Source organism: Arthrobacter sp. Hb9-2, assembly GCF_059091165.1.
Genome location: NZ_JBNHGJ010000045.1, coordinates 1 through 19,058 on the forward strand (window position 1 = coordinate 1; position 19,058 = coordinate 19,058).

Consider the following 19,058-nt stretch of genomic DNA (forward strand, 5'->3'; position numbering starts at 1 on the left):
CGGCCAGCAGCGCGCCGGCGGCCCGGTCACTGAGGGCCAGGACGCACCCGATTTCCGCCGCGATCGCCATTTCCTGTCCCTGAACGGGCGCGTCCGGCGCAGCAGCAGCCCGCGCAGTGTCGGCGTACGTGGCTGTGGCCTTGGCCAATAGTCCCGACACCCGGGTCTGGACCCCGGCGCCGCCGGCAAGGATGTCCAGGCAACCATCGGCAAGGCCGGCTAACGGATCAGCCTCCATAACGCCTGATCCTAGTCCCGGGTCCAGCCGATTTTCCTGAGCCAACCGGTCAGGATGGGGAGCACTACGGAACTGTGCATGGCGCCAAGGTGGTCCAGCCCGGGAAGGACCTGCACGTCCCAGCCGGCGGCGGTGAGCGCGTCGCGGTGCCTGGTCAGCGGCTCCCCGATGCTCACGCGGACACCGCCCCACTGCGGGCTGTAGTCGATCTGGTCCTCGGACCCGGCGAAGGCAAGCCGGAACAGGCCGGGCGGCACTGCGGCGGCGCCGTCGTCGAAATCCTGAAGCGCCTCGTACAGGGTGACGAACTGCTGTGTCTGCGCCTCGGTGGTTTGCACGGACACGGAGTCCCAGTCCCCCGGCTCGGCGTCGTCGACCGCGACGGCGGACGGGTCAGGTGGCTGCGTGGAGGCGGCGTGGGCCGCGCGGGTGACCGCCAGCATGCTCCGGTACGGCCCGTCCCGGGGCGGAAAGCCACCCATCGCGAGCGCCCGGAGGCGGTCAGTGCGCAGGGCCAGCTGGAGGCCGGCAAGGGCCAGCCAGGAGTAGCCGTAGTAGCCAAAGGCGCCGGCGCCGCCCGCATCGGCAATGGCCAAAAAGTCCGCGGCGAGGTTCTCAGGAGTAAGGGTCTCCGCCGCGGGCTGGGCAAACCGGTGGCCCTCATAGTCCGCCACGATGAGCCGATTCGATCGGGACAGTCCTTGCATCAAAGCTGGGCCCAGTTCAGGATCGCCGCCCCACTTACGGATGGTCTCGGCCTCGGCCGGCGGATGCGGCGCGAGCCGGACCGGCAGCAGCAGTGCAGGACCGTCGCCGTGAACGGAAACAGGAATGACGGTGCCGTCATGGAGAACAGCAGCGGTAGCATCCATACCCGGCCCCTTCAGTGGAATGTTGCAACAGCTTCAGGATGGCACCGGCAACCGGGCTGTGTCCCGGATTTTCCTTTGGCTGGAATCCCAGGCCGCCCGTTCGGTTCCCGCAGGCAGGCAAGTAGCGTCTTCGGTTCCCGCCGCGCAGGCAACCGGCAAGCCGTCCCGCAGGGGGCGGTGGGTCGCATCGATCTGTAGTCCGTGTTCTTGACGTCCCTTGGCCTGACCAGTAGGTTATCGACTGTCCTTATTATTGGTAATCGATAACTAGTTGGGGGAACATGAAGCTGGTTAAGGGCGCCGCGCGCCGGGCACAGGATGGTCGTAGGGTCGTATCCAGGACGGATGCGATGGCGCTGATGATTGCCTCTTCCGCAGCGGCTGTTGCGACGACCGCGGTAACCATTGCCGGCGTCATCGGCTTCATTACCCGTCCCGTGACGCTGACCCTGCCGCTGTCCGCCACACAAGCGGCCCCTGAAGGCCTGCGCCTTGGATCGGAAGCGCACTTCACCGCCGTCGAGGCCGCCATCCCCGCACTCCCCGCAGGCGAGGCTGTTCTGCTGGCATGGGCCGGAGCCCTCAATCACATCGGCATACTGGCCGTGCTGTTACTCCTGTTCCTGCTCGCCTTCCGATTCAAGGGCGAAAACCTGTTCACCGCAGGCTCGGAATGGATCATTGGAACCTGCGGCGCAGTCCTGGCCGTGGCCGGCAGCGTTGGGCAGGTTCTAGACCAAATCGCCCGCAATCGCCTTGCGGAAGCTATTGGGGTCAATGCACGGACCGCGGAAGCGGGCATCAGCTTCGTGGGCCACTTCAACATTGCACCGGCAGTGGCTGGTTTTGTGCTCATCCTGGTGGCCGGAGTCGTCCAGTTCGGCGGTCGCCTGCAGAAGGACACCGAGGGCTTGGTCTGATGCCGGCCGAGGACACAACAGGCATCCATTGCCGCCTCGACGAACTGCTGGAACAGCGCGGCATCACCCTGACCGAACTAAGCAGACGCGTTGGCGTGAGCCTTGTTAATCTGTCGGTCTTGAAGAATGACAGGGCCAAAGCCATCAGGTTCTCCACACTTGCAGCCGTCTGCCGGGAGTTGGAATGCGACGTGGGAGACCTGTTGGTGACGGACCCGGCTGCGTCCCGCTAATTGCCGGACGGCTGCTCCGTTTGCAGTGCAGGCCGGACCATCCGCAGCTCGGGCACGCTTTCCCACTCGGGCGGCAGCAGGCCCCGCTTGCCGTCAGGCCGGAAGCCGTGCCGGCGGTAGAAAGCCTGAGCCCTAGGGTTGGCTTCCAGCACCCAAAGGTACGCGGGAGACTCCCCGATCGCGGCACTCAGCAACGCTGCTCCCAACCCCACGCCCTGGGCACGGCCGAGGATGTAGATCGAGTACAGCTCCAGCGGAACGGGACCATCCTCGTCGCGGCCTGGACCGGCATCGGCAAATCCCACCACTTCATTGTTGGAATCCACGGCGATGATCCGCGGGTCAGGGCCGTCCAGGTGCTTCCGGCGGCGTTCCACCCGTTCCGGAATCGCATCGCGGCGGGCGGCGAAAAACTGCGGGGACAGCAGGTGGGGGTAGCACTCCTCATGGGACAGCGTGTGCATCAGCACCACCGCCTCGGCATCTTCCGGGGTGGCCTGGCGCAGCTGATAGTCCATGCTTCAGCCTAACCAAGCGGCAGGCAACCTCACCGTCCCGGAGGGAAAGCGCCCTTCGTGCCGCCCGGGTGATACATATCAACCTCCTCAGCCTTGCCCTTCTGTGGGGACCGCAGCATACTTTATTAGCAGGACTAATTAGCATTGCTAAGCATCTTCAGGAGGCGCAACGCAAGCGTGACCACCACCAAAACCGAGAACACTGAAACGCCAGAGTCGGTCAGCCCCGACAGCCTGGCCATAGACCTCCGCACGGCCGTGATGCGCACATCCCGCCGGCTCCGCGTCGAGGCAACCGGTGATGTCATCACCCCGGGCCAGTACACCGTCCTGGCCCAGCTCAACGGCAACGGGGCGCAGACCCTCCGCGCCCTCGCCGAGCGGGAGCATGTGCAGGCTCCGTCCATGACCCGGATCGTCAATGCCCTGGCAGACCAGGGTTTTGTTTCCAGGGCCGCCAATCCCGACGACGGGCGGCAGGTCCACGTGGACATCACCGACGCGGGCCGGGCCGTTTTGGCAGAGGCCAGGAACCAGCGGACGGCCTGGCTGGCCCGGCGGGTGGCGGGGTTGAGCGAAGAGGACCGGCTGGTGCTGAGCCGCGCCGCGCACATCATGCAGGAGATGAGCGGCAAATGAGTGCGATGTTCCGGGCTTTGGAAAACCGCAACTACCGGATCTGGGCCGGCGGTGCGCTGGTGTCCAACGTCGGCACCTGGATGCAGCGGGTGGCCCAGGACTGGCTGGTCCTGACCGTCCTCACCAACCACTCAGGCGCCGCCGTCGGCATTACGACCGCCCTGCAGTTCCTTCCCATGCTGCTGCTTGGCCCGTACGGCGGGGTGCTGGCGGACCGCTACCGCAAGCGGGTGATCCTGCTGTGGACGCAGGTGGCCATGGGCCTCACCGGACTGGCGCTTGGACTGCTGGTGGTGACCGGCACCGCCCAACTGTGGCACGCCTATCTGGCCGCCCTTTGCCTGGGCATCGCCAGCGCCATCGACGCCCCCGCCCGCCAGTCCTTCGTCTCGGAGCTCGTGGGGCAGGACAACATCTCCAACGCGGTGGCGCTGAACTCCGCGTCCTTCAACACCGCCCGGCTCACCGGCCCCGCCGTCGCCGGCGTGCTCATCGCCTGGGTAGGCACCGGGCCCGTCTTCCTGCTCAACGCTGCCAGCTACGCCGCCGTCATCATCTCGCTGTTCCTGATCCGCGCCTCGGAGCTGGCCCCTGCCGCCCAGGCAGGCCGCGGGAAGCACCAGGTGGCCGAAGGCGTCCGCTATGTCCGCCAGAGGCCGGACCTCGTGCTGATTATGGTCCTGGTGGGCATCCTCGGCGCCTTTGGCATGAACTTTCCCATCATCAATGCGCTGATGACCACCACCGAGTTCGGTGTGGGCCCCAGCGAATTCGGGCTCCTCGGTTCCATCATGGCGGTGGGAACACTGGCCGGCGCGCTGCTCGCGGCACGGCGGGCCGGGCCGCGGCTGCGGTACCTGCTGGGCGGTGCGCTCGGGCTCGGGTTCTTCACGCTCCTTGGCAGCGTGTCGCCGTCGTTCTGGCTGTACGCCGCGGTGCTGATACCCGTCGGCCTGGCGTCCATCACCTTCCTGAACAGCTGCAACACCAGCATCCAGCTCTCCGTGGAGCCACAGTTCCGGGGGCGCGTGCTGGCCCTCTACCTGGCGGTCCTGCAGGGCGGAACCGCAGTGGGGGCGCCGCTGATGGGCTGGATCGGCTCTGAGTTCGGCGCGCGCTGGTCCGTAGCTGCCGGGGGTGCGGTCGTTTTAGTGACCGCCCTGGTTGCCGTGATCGTGGTCAGCAGGCGGAATCAGCTAACGTTCCGCGACAACCTACGGACCGTTTTCCGCAGGCGGCGCGAGCCCGCGGTGTAAGCACGAACCATTGTGACGCGTTCACGGTGGCACCCACGCACAAGGGGCAGCGCCGTCGTCAGCTCTTTCTGGCGGCCACAGCCTCCGTGAGCGATTTCAGCCCGCGTTCGAAGTCCGATCCCACCAGCTTGTCCATGTTCATACAGAGGGCGAACACCTTGGCGGGGGCAGGAATGACCGCGCTGCAGCGGACCTCAAAAGTGGACGTAGGCCCAGCTTAGGAGCCGGGGCCGTGCCCGCACAGGCCGCCGCACCGTTCGATGCGGCTATCCGCCTAACTAGCTTCGGGACGAACCGCCCAGCACCACGTTCACCGGCTCCTCGCCATCGAGCAGCAGCCCGATCTGCTGCCTGACCAGCCGGACCATCCGCGGAAACATCGCCGAGCTGGCCCCGCCAACGTGCGGGGTAACCAGCACGCCGGGGGTAGTCCACAGCGGATGGCCGGCCGGCAGCGGCTCGGGATCCGTGACGTCCAAAGCGGCGCGCAAACGGCCGGATGACGTCTCCGCCAGCAAGGGTTCGGTGTCCGCCACCGGGCCGCGGGCCACGTTTACCAGCAGGGCCCCATCGGGCATCGCAGCCAGGAATTTCGCGTCCACCAGCTGCTGCGTCTGCTTGCTCAGGGGGACGCTCACCACCACAATCTCGTGCAGCGGCAGCTGTTCATACAGCGCGTCGATCCCGAAAATCTTCCCGGCAGGGTCCTCGCGTTCGCGGCTGGCCATCCGGGTCACGTGCGTTTCGAACGGCAGGAGCCGCGCCTCAATGGCCTTGCCCACTCCCCCGTAGCCCACCAGCAGCACGCGCCGGTCCGCGAGGCTGGGCCGCTGGCTGTTGTCCCATGTCCCGCTGGCCTGGTTCCGCACGAAGTCGTCCATGCCGCGCTGGCTGGCGATCATCATTCCCAGCGCCAGTTCGGCCGTCGAAGTCTCGTGGACCCCGGCCGCGTTAGCGAAAACGCAACCGTTGGGCAGCACGTCCGCGACGCCGTCGTACCCGATCGACTGGCTCTGCACCAGCCCAACGTCCACGCCCTCCAGGGCCGCCAGCGCCGCCGGCTTGCCCATATAGGCCGGTACCAACAGGTCCAAGCGGCCTTCCGGAGCAGGGCCGGTCAGATCCCAGAGAACGAAGTCGACGCCGTCGATCGGCTCCAGCGCATCCAGCAGCTTTTGGTCGGGCAGGCACACCCGCAGCCGCCGGCTCATGCCGCCGCCACGAGCTTGTGTGAGGAATTCATAAGGTGATCCTAGTGGGCTGTCCGGCGGAAGAGCAGTTAGATGACTCCTCCCGCCAATGCGCTTTAGGCCAGCACCCGCGCTGTTGCCAGGACGATGTCCCGCTGATCACCGTAGTAGCCGGTCAGGGAGCCGTTCAGCTCCTTGAGCCAGCCGTTGCCGGCGGAGTCGAGGACAGTGGCGTCCAGGTCCAGGACTGCGGGCGCCTCGAGGATGTGCTGTGCTGCAAGGGCTGCGCGGTGAAGCAGTAGGTCCCCCATACCCACCGCCAGGCCGGATTTTTGCCCGTAGCCCGTCAGGAACGCTTCGAGGAGTTCAGGGTGCTCCGGACTGCCCGGAACTTTGCCGATCAGGTCCCGAATCGCGGAGGCGACATCGGCGGCGGCGGGCGTCAACCCGGATTCGTCGAGGTCGAAGCAGGTTGCTTTACCTTCCGACCATCTCAGGTTGTCGAGCTCAAAGTCCCCGTGCCCCATGACGAGCGGCCCCGGCTCCAGGCTTTCATGCAGCCTGTTCAGGGCGTGGGCAGCGTCGGCGAGGTCCTGGTCAGAATGTGAAACCAGGCGGTCAAACACGTTCGCTTGCTCTTGGCGGCCCACGGGCTCCACCCGCCCAGCGGCCTGGTGGAACTCCGCAAGCGCTGCACCCCAGGCGGCGGCAGCGCCGGCGTCGAGCTCATCCACGTCCAGCTCTTCGCCGTCCACCCTTCGCACCACGCAGGCTGCCATCTCACCGAGAGGCGTCTGGACAAGCTCCACCGCCCGGCCCCCGCGTGACCTTGCCAGTTCCGCCACGGGTGCCCCGGCGTGGTTGAGCCGGGCATGCAGCTGCGCTCCGCGCTGCAGGCGCGCTCCCGCCGCGGACCCGGCCAGGGCGAAGCGCGCGTAGAGCACTCCACGGGCGTCCCCGCCAGGCGGGACAACGAACACGTGCGCCGCCGAGGAACGCCAGTACCGCAGGCCACCGGCGGGAATACGCCAAGGCCGGCCAACCGCGTCTGCCACCGGCGACCGCCACTCGTCGTCAACGGTGGTTCGCAACGCGGCGATCTGACTCAACGGCAGCATGAGAACCATCCTGACACGCACCACGCCCAGGACCGAGTGACTTTCGACCCCTCCCCATGAACTTGATACAGGTTAATAAATGCGAGACCTACTGAATCCCGCCATGCTCCTCATTGCCGTCACGCTGGCAGTGGCCGCAGGCCAGGTCCTGTCCTTGCTGCTGCGCAAGCTCGTCCTGCGCCTCAGCCGCAAGCGTCCGGAGCTCCAGGCCACCTCGCGGGCGGCGCGGCAGCCGTTGCGGTTGGCAGTGTGCAGCGTCCTACGGCGGTGCCTCCTCCCACCGTCCGCAGCCACTGCGCGGATTGGGAACCTCCGCCCGCCACGGCTCGCGGCCTCCGGCTGAGCCGCAGGTGTTGCAGCTTTTTACCGGTTCAATCGAAGCAGTCCAGCGCTCACGGGCCTTCACCGGTCCCGGCGAGGATGTCTTCCAGGACCGGGACCAGACGGTGGCGTCCAGAAACTGAAAAGCCTTGATAGGTGACCATATGGTCACATAAAATAATTCCTATGGACGACGTGTTCAAGGCACTCTCCGACCCCACCCGGCGGGAGCTGCTCGACGAGCTCTTCCGCGAGGACGGCCAGACCCTGGGCGCCCTCGAAGGACGCTTCGACATGACCCGGTTCGGGATCGCCAAGCACCTCAAGATCCTGGAGGAAGCCGGGCTGGTGGTGACCCGGCGCCGGGGGCGCGAAAAGCTGCACTTCCTGAACCCGGTCCCGATCCGGCTCGTCCACGACCGCTGGGTGAGCAAATATGCAGAACCATGGGCCGCTGGCCTCAGCGACCTCAAATCCAGATTGGAAAGTCCCATGGAAAAAATCTTCGAAATCTACATCAAGACCACGCCGGAGCGGCTCTGGGAAGCCATCACGGACAGCGACATCCGCAGCAAGTACCAGTTCGGGAACACCATCGAAACGGACTGGACCCCAGGCAGCAGCTTCACCATGAACAATGTCAAAGCAGGCGCGCCCTTGGGGGAAGGCGAAAACCTTGAGGTGGACCCGCCGCGCCGGCTCGTGCAGACCATGCGCGCCCTCTGGGGCGAGGACGTCAAGGCCGAGGGGACCTCGAAGGTCACCTGGGACATCGAGCCGGTGGGCGATTCCTGCCGCCTCACCGTAACCCACAGCGACCTCCGCGAGGGCGCCAACGAACAGCTCTACGGCGGCTGGCCAATGATTCTGTCCGGCCTGAAGACCTGGCTGGAAACAGGCGAGAAACTCACCACGCCCGGCTCGCTGATGTACACCTGAACCGGTGCTGCACAGCTGAGGAACCGACGCCGGCGGGAGGCGCCGAGGAGGAATGGAAACTGCTGCTCTGCGGGCGCAGCCCCCCAGCCGGGGGCACGCTATCGGGGGGTGGGCGCGCTATCCGGCCGGCGGCCGGTTGGTGCCGTCCCATCCCCTGCGCCGCAGGTTGCGTGTGGCCACCAGCGAACCCCCGATGAACAGCACACCCAGGACCACGGTGGCAACACCCACGTAGAACCATCCGCCCCGGCCGAAGATCATCAGCGCGGCGCCGAGAATGCACAGGCCTTTCGCCGTGATATCCAGGTACAGCTGCACCTTTGGATTGTCCATAACTCCACGATAGACCCCACGCCGGCAGCCCGTCCCGGGCCCTCGACGCCCCGGCCCTACTCCGTGCGCTGCCGCCACAGCAGGAACACTGCGAACGTCACCAGGCACAGGACCAGCATGGCGAGCACCATGCGTGCCCAGCTTCCCTGGTCCACGCCGCCGGCCGCGAAAACGCCGATCATCACAGTGGCGGTGATGGCACCGACGTACCGGCAGGTTTGGTAGATCCCTGCCGCGACGCCACGTTCCTGCGGCCGGGTGGAGACAAACATGCCTTGGTTCGTGGCAATACTCACCGTTCCGTAGGGGACGCCCATCAGGGCAGTCAGCACCACCACCAGCGGGATCACGAGCGTTCCGGTCAGCAGCCACATAAGCGCGGCCGCCGCAGTCAGGAGCACGACGCCGGCAATCAGCACCCGCCGCACGCCGAACCTGCCCATCGCCCTGACTGCCCACGGGGTGGCGACCACCGACATCGTGGCCAGCGGCAGCATCAGCAGGCCAACGACGCCGGGATCGTAGCCGCCCGCTTCCTGCAGCAGCTGGGGCAGGCCGAAGAACGCAAAGTAGTAGACGCTGCTGAACACTGCGAAGCCCAGGTAGATCAGCATCAGCGGCCGGTTGCGCCCCAGCAGCCGCAGGTCCAGGAAGGGACGGTTGAACCGCAGCTCGCGCCAGGCGAACAACGCACCGATCGCAGTTCCGGCGGCCAGCATCCACCAGCGGTAGCCGGGCGCCACGTTCAACGCAGCCATCATCACCAGGAGCAGGGCGGACACGAAACCCAGGATTCCCGGGATGTCCGAGTCCCTGACAAGCTCGGCGATGCTGCCACGTTCCCGCGTCTCATCGTGCGGCGCCGCCTGCCTGACGATCAGCAACGCGGCCAGCGCCAGCGGCACGTTGATCAGGAACAGCGCTTCCCAACCCACGAAGCTGACCAGGAGGCCGCCCACTACCGGGCCCACTGCCGCCGCCGAAGTGTTGGCCATCTGGAGCCGGCCCAGCGGGCGCGCGGAATCCACCTTGGCCCGGTGCGCGACGGCTCCCACCATCACCACCGCGCTGGGATAAGCGGTGGCCGTGCCCAGCGCCATCACGGCCCGCGCCACGCAGAGCAGGGCGAAGTTCGGTGCGAGCGGAGCCAGCGCGCAGGTGACGGCAACCAGTGCCATGCCCAGCATAAACATCCGGCGCGGTCCGAACCTGTCGGCCAGCCTGCCCATTACCGGCTGCCCGGCCGCCGAGGCGAGGTAGAACGAGGTGACCACCCAGGTGACGGCGGCGACGTCGAGCCCGAAGTCTGCGCGGAGCACCACCAGGGCAACGGCGATCATCGAGGAGTTGAGGGGGTTCAGTGCCGTGCCCAGGCTGAGGCCGGCGACGGCCAGGGCAGTCCGGGGTTTGTTGCTCACGGAAACAGTCTGGTGCACCCGAACCGGCATGTGCGACTTTGATGAACTAGCGTGCCTGGCCGCCGGCCTGCACGGGTGGGAACAACGATTCTTCAACGAGGCCGGTGAGCTCGCGGATGACGTCAGCCTGCCCCGGCTCTTTACTGGCCGCGGGATTCTCGGTATAGACCACCAGCACAAACGAGGAGCCCCGGTACGTCAGGACTGCCGCGTCGTGAAGTTCGCCGCCAAATTCCCCGTACTTATGAAAGACCTCGACGCCGGCCTGGGACCCGGCTGGGATCAGTTCCTCGTTATTGGTGTCCTGCATGTAGCCGAGCAACTGGGCGGTGTTCTTCGCGTTCAGCAGGTCCCCGGCGTAGAGCCGCTTGAGGACCAGGGCCATTTCCGCAGGAGTCAGCAGATTCTCCTCTGGATCGTAGGCGACGCCGATGGAGGCGGCGTATTCAGTCAGCTGAGGGTAGCCCACCGCGTCCATCAGCAGCAGCCACGAATCGTTGTTGCTTTCGTTCACCATGGCTTCGAGTTGGAACGCCGCGTCGTAGTCCCCTAAAGGCTCATCCAACGCGGCCTCGCCGTTTTCAACCAGGTGGTAGTACGCCGCCGCCGTGATGATCTTCGCGGTGCTGGCGGCCGTAAAGGCTTCCTGGTCCCCGAAGGTCAGCGCCGCATCGCCGGACACGTCCGCCAAAGCCAGCCCGATCCTGTATTCATCGTTCTCCTCCAGGACGGCATTGATGCGGTCCTCGAGGGAATCCGGCGCGACAGCCACGGGGGCTTCCGGGACAGCGGCGGGGACTGGACCGGCTGCGCCCGCCAACGGCCCGGACCGGACGGCTGCGAAAACAAGGCTGGCCCCAATGACCAACGCAACGGCTGAGAACAGCAGCGCCAGCAGCAGAACTCTTTGCCCTTTCCGGGACGCGCTGAAGTGACGCCCCGCCGGGCGCAGCGCTGGGTCCGCCGACATAGAACTCCTGCAACTCGGATGATCAAAAAATCACATCGGGCGCCCAGCGCACACCAATGCTAAGGCTGCTGATTAAATCACACGAGTATGGGAGCTGCCTGAGTGTCCGTGTCCGTCAGCGGGTGCGTGCCGAGAGCGCTGTGTCCAGGAACTCGAGGTGGGCTGGAGCGGTGCGGACCGTATTGCCGTCGTACTCCGGGTGCTTTGTCAGGAACTTCTTGATGTACGGGCACACGGGAACGATGCCCCGCCCGGCGCTTACCGTTTCGTCCAGGGCCGCGGTGGCGAGCTTGCCTGCGAGGCCCTGGCCGCCGTATTCCTCGTTGATCACGGTGTGGTAGAAAATCCGCTGTGGTGAGGCGCCGCCGTCGTAATCCTTGTAGGCTGCCTTGCCGATCACGTTGCCGGCGTCGAGGATTTCGAAACGCTGGCGGTCGGGGTTGTGGCGGACGGTGATCTGGCTCAAGGGAACTCCTTCAATGCGGTTACGTTGCTGCCCCTGCAAAGCCTAACCCGGGCAGGGCAGCCCTTATTTCCGCATCGATTTTCCCGGCTGGACCACCGCCCGCCGTCACGCCTTAGCTCAGGTATCCGTTCGGGTTGAGGACATACTTCGTGGCTGCGCCGGCGTCGAATTCCGCGTAGCCCTTGGGTGCCTCTTCCAGGGTGATGGGCTTGGCGTTGACGTTCTTGGCGATGCTCACCCTGTCGTGCAGGATGGCCATCATCAGTTGCCGGTTGTACTTCATCACCGGGCATTGGCCCGTGGTGAAGCTCAACGACTTGGCCCAGCCGGTGCCCAGGCTGAGGCTCAGCGCGCCCTTCTTGGCGGCCTCGTCAATCCCGCCCGGGTCACCGGTGACGTAGAGGCCTGGGATGCCCAGGGCACCGCCCGCCGCGGTGATGTCCATCAGCGAGTTCAGCACCGTGGCCGGCGCCTCCTCTGCGTCTTTTCCATGGCCGTGTCCCCTGGCCTCGAAGCCGACGGCGTCCACGCCGCAGTCCACTTCCGGTACGCCAAGGATCTGTTCGATCTGCTCCGCCGGGCCACCCTTGGTGAGGTCCGCCGTTTCGCAACCGAAGCTTCGGGCCTGCGCCAGCCGGTCCTCGTTGAGGTCACCAACAATTACGACGGCGGCGCCCAGCAACTGCGCGCTGGTCGCCGCTGCGAGGCCAACCGGGCCCGCTCCTGCCACGTAGACGGTGGAACCAACACCCACCCCGGCGCTGACCGCGCCGTGATACCCGGTGGGGAAAATATCCGAAAGCATGGCGAGGTCCAGGATTTTCTCCATCGCCCGGTCCTTGTCCGGGAACTTCAGCAGGTTCCAGTCGGCGTACGGCACCAACACATAGTTGGCCTGGCCGCCCACCCAGCCGCCCATGTCCACGTATCCGTAGGCGCTGCCCGGGCGGTCAGGGTTCACGTTCAGGCAGATGCCGGTCTTGCGTTCCTTGCAGTTCCGGCAGCGGCCGCAGGCAATATTGAACGGCACCGAACAGAGGTCTCCGACTTTTATGAATTCGACGTCGCGGCCCACTTCCACCACCTCGCCGGTGATCTCGTGGCCCAGCACCAGATTGGGCGGTGCGGTGGTGCGTCCGCGCACCATGTGCTGGTCGGAGCCGCAGATGTTTGTGGCCACGGTCTTGAGGATCACGCCATGGTTGACGGCCCGCCCCACGTTCGCCGGATTCACGCCCGGACCGTCTTTCAGTTCAAAGCTGGGATAGTCGATGTCAATAAGTTCAACCTTGCCTGGCGCTTTGTAGGCAACGGCTCTGTTCCCTGTCATCTGTTTCTCCTGAAGTCAGGCCGGCCCGGTGGGGCAGCCGTAGTTTTGGGTAGGTGTAGTACCCCTGCAGGCAGGGCCCGGCCTGATCAATGTGGCGCCTTCTGTGGAGCCAAGTGATCGGTGCTGACGCCCCTGGCCTGAGGTTCGGCCAGTCTAGGCGGGGCAGGATGGCAGTTCCAGAGCCAGCGGGGAGGGAGATCTACCCTGTTTGGGATAGGGGGTTTTAGGGACCCCATGACTTCCGTTGCGAAGCCTTGTAGTGTCGGCACCGGAAAGCAGCCACCCAGCAGTTGGCCCGATACTCACGACAGGAGCGAACCATGGCAGTCAGTGAAGAAGAAGCACGGGTGCTCGACCAGTGGAGCAACCGGCTTGCCCAGGCGTTGCAGATTCTGGATTTGGACGTGGACAACGAGTTGCTCCTTGACCTGGCCCGCAGGTCAGCGGACTCGATAATCCACCCAGCCGCCCCGGTCACCACCTTCCTGGTGGGCTATGCGGCCGGGCTGGAGGCCGGTACCGGCAGCGCGGGGACAAGGGAGGCCTCCAGCGCGGCGGTGGCCAGGGCTGCCAGCGTTGCTTTCAGGCTCTGCGACGACGGGCACGAGGGCGGCCCCGCCAGCAAGGGCTGGGCCGACACCGCGCAGTAGCTAGACACCGCGCAGTAGCTAGACACAGCGCACCAGCTATCCCGCCGCCGTCGGCTCCTCTTCAAGTACCGGAACGGGTTCCAGCCGGACGATTACGGCCTTGGAGGCCGGCGTCTGGCTGCCCTCGGCCACGCTCTCCAGCGGGACCAGAACATTCGCCTCCGGGTAGTAGGCGGCCGCGCAGCCGCGCGCCGACGGGTAGGACACCACCCGGTAATTCCGCAGCACCCGGTCCACACCGTCCGAATACACCCCGTGGATGTCCACGTGCTGCCCGTCCTCAAGGCCCAGCTCGGTGAGGTCCGCGGGGTTCACGAACACCACTTCGCGGCCCTTCTTGATGCCGCGGTACCTGTCGTTGTGCCCGTAAATGGTGGTGTTGAACTGGTCGTGCGAGCGCATGGTCTGCAGGATGAGGGTCCCCGCGGGGCGTTCCACATGCTCCAGTTCGTTGACAGTGAGGATGGCCTTTCCAGTTGGTGTGTTGAACGTGCGGGAGTCGCGGGGGCCGTTGGGCAGGACGAACCCACCATCCTGCCGGATCTTACGGTTGTAGTCCTCGCACCCGTTCACCACGTGGGAGATGTGATCCCGGATCAGGTCGTAGTCCTTTTCGAATCCTGCCCAGTCTGCCGACGTCCGGTCCCCCAGCGTGGCCGCGGCAAGCCGGCAGACGATGGCTATCTCGGACAGCAACCCCGGCGCCACCGGCTCGACGGTGCCATGTGAGGCGTGCACCGCACAGACGGTGTCCTCCACCGAAACGAACTGCGGTCCGGATTCCTGCCTGTCGATCTCGGTCCGGCCCAGGGTGGGCAGTATCAGCGCCTCGGCCCCGGTCACGCCATGTGAGTGGTTGAGCTTGGTGGAGATCTGGACCGACAGCTCCGTTTTCTCCATCGCTGCTTCAGCTGCATGCGTGTCCGAAATTGCTCCCACGAAATTGCCGCCGAGGGCGATAAAAGCCTTGATGCCGCCGTCGCGCATTGCCCGGACCGTCTGGACGGCGTCCAGCCCGTGGTCACGCGGCGGTTCAAAATCGAACTCCCGCCCCAGCGCGTCCAGGAAGGCCGGCGGCATCTGTTCCCAAATGCCCATGGTCCTGTCGCCCTGGACGTTGCTGTGCCCGCGGATGGGCGAGGCGCCGGCACCTGGCTTGCCGATGTTGCCCCGGAGCAGCAGGAGGTTGATCATCTCCTTGATGGTGGCTACGCCCTTCTTCTGCTGCGTGATGCCCATGGCCCAGGTGATGATCACCTTGTCCGCGGCGAGGTAGCGGGCCGCAAGCTCGTCGATCTCCTCGATGCGCAGCCCGGTAGCCTCCAGGACGGCGGACTCGTCCAGCCGGGAGAGGTGGGCCTTGAGTTCCTCCAGCCCGTCGCAGTGCTCCGCCAGGAACTCATGGTCCAGCACGGTCCCGGGGTTCGCGGCCTCGGCCTCAAGGACACGCTTCGAGACGGCCTGCAGCAGCGCCATATCGCCGCCAATCCGCACCTGCAGGAACTGGTCCGCCAGGTCCGTGCCGTGCCCGATGATGCCCTTCACCTTCTGCGGGTTCTTGTACCGCATCAGGCCGGCCTCCGGCAGCGGATTCACGGCGACAATGCGGGCTCCGGCCTCCTTGGCTTCCTCCAGGGCGGTGAGCATCCGCGGATGGTTGGTGCCCGGGTTCTGGCCCATGATGATGATCAGGTCCGCCTTGGCGAAGTCGTCATAGGAGACCGTGGCCTTGCCCACGCCGATGGTCTGCCCCATGCCCCACCCGGAGGACTCATGGCACATGTTGGAGCAGTCCGGCAGGTTGTTGGTGCCGTAGGCGCGGATGAACAGCTGGTAGAGGAAGGCAGCCTCGTTGGACGTCCTGCCGCTGGTGTAGAACGCGGCCTGGTTGGGGTCCGGGAGGGACTTCAGCTTGTCAGCGATGATGCTGAATGCCTCATCCCAGCTGACGGGCTTGTAATGGTCCTCGCCCGCCTTCTTGTACACGGGTTCGGTCAGGCGGCCCTGCATGCCCAGCCAGTACTCGGACCTGTGCCGCAGCTCGCTGACGGGGTGCTCGTCCCAGAATTCCCGGCCGATGACCACGGGGGTGGCCTCCCAGGTCACCGCTTTGGCCCCGTTCTCGCAGAATTCAAACGTCTTGCGGTGGCCCGGATCCGGCCACGCGCAGCTCATGCAGTCGAACCCGTCCTTCTGGTTCAGCGCCAGCAGGGTCTTCCGCGAGCGCTCCACTCCCATGTGCTTGAGCGCCGGCTGCATCGAGTGATAGACCCCTGGCACACCGGCGGCCCAGGTTTTGGGGTGGCCGGTCACCTCCAGTTCGGACTCGTCCGCCTCTTCGACCTTCGGGTTCTTCCGCGTCACGCTGCACACTCCTCGGCTGTTCCTGGTCCCCACAAGCCAGGGCACACGCCGCCGGACCAGTTCCTTCCACAGTTGTTCAGGGTGGCTGGGAAGTCAAGGATGGGGCACCCCGTATGTGGACAATGGGAAAGAACCAGAGTGCCCGTTGTCCACATGGCAGTTGGTCCAGGACGGCGCCGGTCCCGGCCCGCGCTAGGCTTGATGTCTCGGCTGAAGCAAGCGGCCGCAGGACCCACTGTGCGGAGCCGCTCCCAAATGTCCGACGATCTTGCCCTCAGCGCCCTTGCGGCGTCCTCCTTTTCCCTGCCCCACCTGCGCGATGGCCAGCTGGACGGAATCCGCGCCCTCGTTGAAGGCCGCGATGTCCTGGCCGTGATGCCCACCGGCTACGGCAAATCCGCAATCTACCAAGTGGCCGCCCGGCACCTTCACAACGCAACGGGGCGACCCGCCGTCGTGGTTTCCCCGCTCATCGCCCTGCAGGAGGACCAGCTGGACGGGCTGGCCGACGAGCTGGGCGAAGGGGCGGCCGTCGCCGTCAATTCCGCCCGCAGCGACGGCGAGGTGGAGGCCGCCTGGCAGGCGGCTGAGGCGGGCGAGGCTACTTTCCTGTTCCTCGCGCCCGAGCAGCTGGCCAAGCAGGAAACGGTGGACCGCATCGCCAAACTGGACATCTCCGTGTTCGTGGTGGACGAAGCACACTGCGTCTCCTCCTGGGGCCACGACTTCCGGCCGGACTACCTCAACCTCGGCAACGTCCGTGAACGGCTGGGCAACCCGCCCGTGGCTGCCCTGACCGCCACTGCCTCGCCGCCTGTGCGGGACGAGATCGCGGAGCGGCTGGGTATGACGGACCCGCTGGTCCTGGTCCACGGCTTCGACCGGCCAAATATCTCCCTCGATGTGGTACGCCACCAGGAGGACAGGAGCAAGCGCAAGGCGGTGCTGGAGCAGGTTGCGGCGCTGGCCCGGGATGACGGGCAGGGGCTGCTGTACGCCGCCACCCGCAAGGACACGGAAAAGTATGCCGCGAAGCTCGACAAGGAAGGGCTGCGTGCGGAGGCGTACCACGCCGGCCGGTCCGCAGGAGACCGCGAGCGCATCCATGAGCAGTTCCTGGACGACCAGCTGGACGTTGTGGTGGCGACCACCGCCTTCGGCATGGGAATCGATAAGCCCAACGTCCGGTTCGTGGTCCACGCGGACATCCCGGAGGCTCTGGACGCGTACTACCAGGAGATCGGCAGGGCGGGCCGTGACGGCGACCCCGCTTTCGCAGTGCTGCACTACCGTGCCGAGGACCTTGGCCTGCGGAAGTTCTTCGGCACCCACTCCCCTGATCCGGACTCGCTGCTGGCGGTGTTGCAGGTCCTCAAGGCCGCGGGCGGACCCGCGCCGAAGGCCTCCCTGGCGGAGCTCACCGGCTTCCCCGCACGGCGCATCACCGGGCTGGTCAACCAGCTGGAGGAGACTGGCGCGGTCACCACTGGCAAGCGCGGCATCCGCCTCACCTCCAAAGCCAAACTGCCCGCCCTGGTGGACCGCGCCGTCGAGCTTGCCGAGGCCCGGCAGCGCGTGGACCAGTCGCGGCTCACCATGATGCGCGCTTACGCGGAGACGGACAGCTGCCGGCGGCAGTTCCTGCTGGGCTACTTCGGCGAGGACCTGCCGGAACCGTGCGGCAACTGCGACGCCTGCGCGGATGCTGCCAGCCGCGCGGATGCTCCCGGTGATGCTCCTGCCTGGGGAACAGGGAGGCACGACGACGGCGGCCCGGGGTCCCCGGAACAGGCGGCCTCAAGTGCCGGGGACCCGTTCCCGCTCCAATCGTCGGTGGTCCACAAGGAGTGGGGTCCGGGGTTGGTGATGCGGCACGAGGACGACGTCATCACCGTCCTGTTCGAGCAGGAGGGATACAAGACCCTGTCCCGTACCGCCGTCGTGGAGCACGAACTCCTGAAGCCTGCTTAGGTGCTGCCGGCTTAGGTACGCTGGAAGGACACCCCGACGAAAGGCCCGCCGCGTGGAAGTACCTTCTTATGTCTGGACCCTGACAATTACAGGAATTGTTGGCCTGCTGGCCTTCGACTTCTTTTTCCATGTGCGGAAGGCCCACACGCCGTCGCTCAAGGAATCCGCCACCTGGTCCGCCATCTATGTGGGTATCGCGCTGCTGTTCGGACTGGGAGTGCTGGTTTTCGGCGGGCCCACCATGGGCACGGAGTACTTCGCCGGATACGTGACGGAGAAGGCACTGTCCATTGACAACCTGTTTGTGTTCCTCATCATCATGGCCAGCTTCAAGGTGCCGCGTGCGGACCAGCAGAAGGTACTGCTGTTCGGCATCGTCTTCTCGCTGATCGCCCGCACCGCGTTCATCTTTTTGGGTGCCGCGCTGATCAACAGCTTCGCATGGGTGTTCTACATCTTCGGGCTCATCCTGCTCGTCACCGCCGGCAACCTGCTCCGTCCTAACGCCCACGACGACGAGTCCGAAGGCCTGGTGGTCCGGCTCGCCAAGAAGTTCCTTCCGGCGTCGGAACACTACGACGGCGACAAACTGTTCACCATGGAGAACGGCAAGCGCGTCCTCACGCCAATGCTGCTGGTAATGGTGGCCATCGGTGGCACGGACATTCTTTTTGCCCTTGATTCCATTCCGGCGATCTTCGGCCTGACCCAGAACGTGTTCATCGTCTTCACGGCCACCGCTTTCTCCCTGATGGGCCTGCGGCAGCTGTTCTTCCTGATCGACGGCCTGCTGGACCGTCTGATCTTCCTCTCCTACGGCCTTGCAGCAATCCTTGGCTTCATCGGCGTAAAGCTCATCCTGCACGCCCTCCACGAGAACACGCTTCCGTTCATCAACGACGGCCAACACGTCAACGTGGTGGAAGTCAGCACCCAGGTCTCCCTGAGCGTGATCCTCGGCGTCCTGCTGGTCACCGTCCTGGCATCCATCTTCAGCCCCAAGGGCAAGGCCAAGAACGCTGTGTCCGGCGCCAAGCGCCACGCCAACGAGTACCTGGACCTCAACTACGAGACGGACATGGTGGAGCGGGACAAGATCTTCGCAAAGATGTGCCGCGAGGAGGACCAGATCCGCAAGCTGCCCGAGAAGTACAAGAAGCTCATCCGCAACGAGACCGAGTTCATGGACCTGCTGCGGAAGGCTCACATCGAGCACGACAAAGCCCAGGTGCGCGCGGACGCGAAGGGGTGACCCGGCCGTATTGTCAGGGCCTCTTGCTAGGTTGGAGTCATAGCCCGGGGAACCTTCCTT

Annotated in this window: 19 protein-coding genes and 1 pseudogene; 9 read left to right on the forward strand and 11 right to left on the reverse strand. The window is 65.7% G+C overall.

Annotated elements, in window-relative coordinates:
• Window positions 1-238, reverse strand: a pseudogene (locus AC5RV1_RS19160) (HNH endonuclease signature motif containing protein); the annotation flags it as partial.
• Between the two features lie 11 nt (window positions 239-249).
• Entirely contained in the window at window positions 250-1,110 is an 861-nt protein-coding gene (locus AC5RV1_RS19165; RefSeq protein ID WP_493995645.1) for an alpha/beta hydrolase, read from the reverse strand.
• 350 nt (window positions 1,111-1,460) lie between these two features.
• On the opposite strand from AC5RV1_RS19165, the gene AC5RV1_RS19170 reads away from it, so the two are divergent.
• Together AC5RV1_RS19170 and AC5RV1_RS19175 are read left to right on the forward strand one after the other, a co-directional pair.
• Complete coding sequence (locus AC5RV1_RS19170; RefSeq protein ID WP_493995646.1) at window positions 1,461-2,030, forward strand: hypothetical protein; 570 nt, start codon at window positions 1,461-1,463, stop codon at window positions 2,028-2,030.
• The gene (locus tag AC5RV1_RS19175) at window positions 2,030-2,263 is read left to right on the forward strand and encodes a helix-turn-helix domain-containing protein (RefSeq protein ID WP_430227888.1); all 234 of its coding nucleotides are present in this window, start codon (window positions 2,030-2,032) and stop codon (window positions 2,261-2,263) included. Before AC5RV1_RS19170 ends, AC5RV1_RS19175 begins: the two co-directional genes overlap by 1 nt.
• Here AC5RV1_RS19175 and AC5RV1_RS19180 read toward each other — a convergent pair.
• Window positions 2,260-2,781 carry a GNAT family N-acetyltransferase gene (locus AC5RV1_RS19180; protein WP_493995647.1) on the reverse strand — a complete coding sequence of 174 codons (522 nt, stop codon included), beginning with the start codon at window positions 2,779-2,781 and terminating at the stop codon, window positions 2,260-2,262. The two genes, AC5RV1_RS19175 and AC5RV1_RS19180, sit on opposite strands and share 4 nt — an antisense overlap.
• A 177-nt stretch (window positions 2,782-2,958) precedes the next feature.
• On the opposite strand from AC5RV1_RS19180, the gene AC5RV1_RS19185 reads away from it, so the two are divergent.
• Both AC5RV1_RS19185 and AC5RV1_RS19190 read left to right on the forward strand, forming a co-directional pair.
• A complete protein-coding gene (locus AC5RV1_RS19185; protein WP_493995648.1) occupies window positions 2,959-3,420 on the forward strand; it encodes a MarR family winged helix-turn-helix transcriptional regulator in 462 nt (153 codons plus the stop codon).
• A complete protein-coding gene (locus AC5RV1_RS19190; protein ID WP_493947661.1) occupies window positions 3,417-4,676 on the forward strand; it encodes an MFS transporter in 1,260 nt (419 codons plus the stop codon). The genes AC5RV1_RS19185 and AC5RV1_RS19190 overlap by 4 nt, the downstream gene beginning before the upstream one ends.
• 278 nt (window positions 4,677-4,954) lie before the next feature.
• Here AC5RV1_RS19190 and AC5RV1_RS19195 read toward each other — a convergent pair whose 3' ends face one another.
• Window positions 4,955-5,887, reverse strand: coding sequence for a 2-hydroxyacid dehydrogenase (locus AC5RV1_RS19195; RefSeq protein ID WP_493995649.1), 933 nt, complete (start codon window positions 5,885-5,887; stop codon window positions 4,955-4,957).
• A 95-nt stretch (window positions 5,888-5,982) separates the two neighbouring features.
• Entirely contained in the window at window positions 5,983-6,984 is a 1,002-nt protein-coding gene (locus tag AC5RV1_RS19200) for a phosphotransferase (RefSeq protein WP_493995650.1), read from the reverse strand.
• A 79-nt stretch (window positions 6,985-7,063) separates the two neighbouring features.
• Between AC5RV1_RS19200 and AC5RV1_RS19205 the strand changes: the two genes are divergently transcribed.
• Window positions 7,064-7,327: a hypothetical protein gene (locus tag AC5RV1_RS19205; protein ID WP_493995651.1), complete on the forward strand. Its 264-nt coding sequence runs from the start codon at window positions 7,064-7,066 to the stop codon at window positions 7,325-7,327.
• 164 nt (window positions 7,328-7,491) lie between these two features.
• Window positions 7,492-8,244, forward strand: coding sequence for an ArsR/SmtB family transcription factor (locus AC5RV1_RS19210; RefSeq protein ID WP_493995652.1), 753 nt, complete (start codon window positions 7,492-7,494; stop codon window positions 8,242-8,244).
• A gap of 117 nt (window positions 8,245-8,361) precedes the next feature.
• On the opposite strand, the gene AC5RV1_RS19215 is transcribed toward AC5RV1_RS19210, so the two are convergent.
• The 5 genes from AC5RV1_RS19215 to fdhA all read right to left on the reverse strand — a co-directional run bounded on the left by AC5RV1_RS19215 (window position 8,362) and on the right by fdhA (window position 12,761).
• Complete coding sequence (locus AC5RV1_RS19215) at window positions 8,362-8,577, reverse strand: hypothetical protein (protein ID WP_163165516.1); 216 nt, start codon at window positions 8,575-8,577, stop codon at window positions 8,362-8,364.
• A 56-nt stretch (window positions 8,578-8,633) separates the two neighbouring features.
• Window positions 8,634-9,995: an MFS transporter gene (locus AC5RV1_RS19220; RefSeq protein ID WP_493995653.1), complete on the reverse strand. Its 1,362-nt coding sequence runs from the start codon at window positions 9,993-9,995 to the stop codon at window positions 8,634-8,636.
• A gap of 46 nt (window positions 9,996-10,041) precedes the next feature.
• The gene (locus AC5RV1_RS19225) at window positions 10,042-10,965 is read right to left on the reverse strand and encodes a serine hydrolase (protein WP_493995654.1); all 924 of its coding nucleotides are present in this window, start codon (window positions 10,963-10,965) and stop codon (window positions 10,042-10,044) included.
• Window positions 10,966-11,080: 115 nt separating this feature from the next.
• Window positions 11,081-11,431: a GNAT family N-acetyltransferase gene (locus AC5RV1_RS19230; protein WP_493995655.1), complete on the reverse strand. Its 351-nt coding sequence runs from the start codon at window positions 11,429-11,431 to the stop codon at window positions 11,081-11,083.
• Between the two features lie 112 nt (window positions 11,432-11,543).
• Window positions 11,544-12,761 (reverse strand): formaldehyde dehydrogenase, glutathione-independent, encoded by a 1,218-nt coding sequence (gene fdhA / locus AC5RV1_RS19235; RefSeq protein ID WP_493995656.1) that lies wholly within the window; start codon window positions 12,759-12,761, stop codon window positions 11,544-11,546.
• A gap of 320 nt (window positions 12,762-13,081) precedes the next feature.
• Here fdhA and AC5RV1_RS19240 point away from each other — a divergent pair, with 320 nt between their 5' ends.
• Window positions 13,082-13,411, forward strand: coding sequence for a DUF6457 domain-containing protein (locus AC5RV1_RS19240; RefSeq protein ID WP_493995657.1), 330 nt, complete (start codon window positions 13,082-13,084; stop codon window positions 13,409-13,411).
• A 36-nt stretch (window positions 13,412-13,447) separates the two neighbouring features.
• Here the strand turns inward: AC5RV1_RS19240 and AC5RV1_RS19245 are convergent, their stop codons facing one another.
• Window positions 13,448-15,775, reverse strand: a complete 2,328-nt coding sequence (locus tag AC5RV1_RS19245; protein ID WP_493995658.1) for an FdhF/YdeP family oxidoreductase — start codon at window positions 15,773-15,775, stop codon at window positions 13,448-13,450.
• A 255-nt stretch (window positions 15,776-16,030) separates the two neighbouring features.
• Here AC5RV1_RS19245 and AC5RV1_RS19250 point away from each other — a divergent pair, with 255 nt between their 5' ends.
• Together AC5RV1_RS19250 and AC5RV1_RS19255 are read left to right on the forward strand one after the other, a co-directional pair.
• A complete protein-coding gene (locus AC5RV1_RS19250; RefSeq protein ID WP_493995659.1) occupies window positions 16,031-17,746 on the forward strand; it encodes a RecQ family ATP-dependent DNA helicase in 1,716 nt (571 codons plus the stop codon).
• A gap of 52 nt (window positions 17,747-17,798) precedes the next feature.
• The gene (locus AC5RV1_RS19255) at window positions 17,799-18,998 is read left to right on the forward strand and encodes a TerC family protein (protein WP_493947675.1); all 1,200 of its coding nucleotides are present in this window, start codon (window positions 17,799-17,801) and stop codon (window positions 18,996-18,998) included.
• The last annotated feature ends 60 nt before the right edge of the window (window positions 18,999-19,058 follow it).

Bases quoted from the DNA above. Each gene is read 5' to 3' on its own strand.
- AC5RV1_RS19190 (WP_493947661.1), top strand. From the start codon at position 3,417: ATGAGTGCGATGTTCCGGGCTTTGGAAAACCGCAACTACCGGATCTGG.
- AC5RV1_RS19200 (WP_493995650.1), bottom strand. From the start codon at position 6,984: ATGCTGCCGTTGAGTCAGATCGCCGCGTTGCGAACCACCGTTGACGAC.
- AC5RV1_RS19175 (WP_430227888.1), top strand. From the start codon at position 2,030: ATGCCGGCCGAGGACACAACAGGCATCCATTGCCGCCTCGACGAACTG.
- AC5RV1_RS19215 (WP_163165516.1), bottom strand. From the start codon at position 8,577: ATGGACAATCCAAAGGTGCAGCTGTACCTGGATATCACGGCGAAAGGC.
- AC5RV1_RS19170 (WP_493995646.1), top strand. From the start codon at position 1,461: ATGGCGCTGATGATTGCCTCTTCCGCAGCGGCTGTTGCGACGACCGCG.
- AC5RV1_RS19195 (WP_493995649.1), bottom strand. From the start codon at position 5,887: ATGAGCCGGCGGCTGCGGGTGTGCCTGCCCGACCAAAAGCTGCTGGAT.
- AC5RV1_RS19225 (WP_493995654.1), bottom strand. From the start codon at position 10,965: ATGTCGGCGGACCCAGCGCTGCGCCCGGCGGGGCGTCACTTCAGCGCG.
- fdhA (WP_493995656.1), bottom strand. From the start codon at position 12,761: ATGACAGGGAACAGAGCCGTTGCCTACAAAGCGCCAGGCAAGGTTGAA.
- AC5RV1_RS19205 (WP_493995651.1), top strand. From the start codon at position 7,064: ATGCGAGACCTACTGAATCCCGCCATGCTCCTCATTGCCGTCACGCTG.
- AC5RV1_RS19210 (WP_493995652.1), top strand. From the start codon at position 7,492: ATGGACGACGTGTTCAAGGCACTCTCCGACCCCACCCGGCGGGAGCTG.
- AC5RV1_RS19240 (WP_493995657.1), top strand. From the start codon at position 13,082: ATGGCAGTCAGTGAAGAAGAAGCACGGGTGCTCGACCAGTGGAGCAAC.
- AC5RV1_RS19250 (WP_493995659.1), top strand. From the start codon at position 16,031: ATGTCCGACGATCTTGCCCTCAGCGCCCTTGCGGCGTCCTCCTTTTCC.
- AC5RV1_RS19165 (WP_493995645.1), bottom strand. From the start codon at position 1,110: ATGGATGCTACCGCTGCTGTTCTCCATGACGGCACCGTCATTCCTGTT.
- AC5RV1_RS19180 (WP_493995647.1), bottom strand. From the start codon at position 2,781: ATGGACTATCAGCTGCGCCAGGCCACCCCGGAAGATGCCGAGGCGGTG.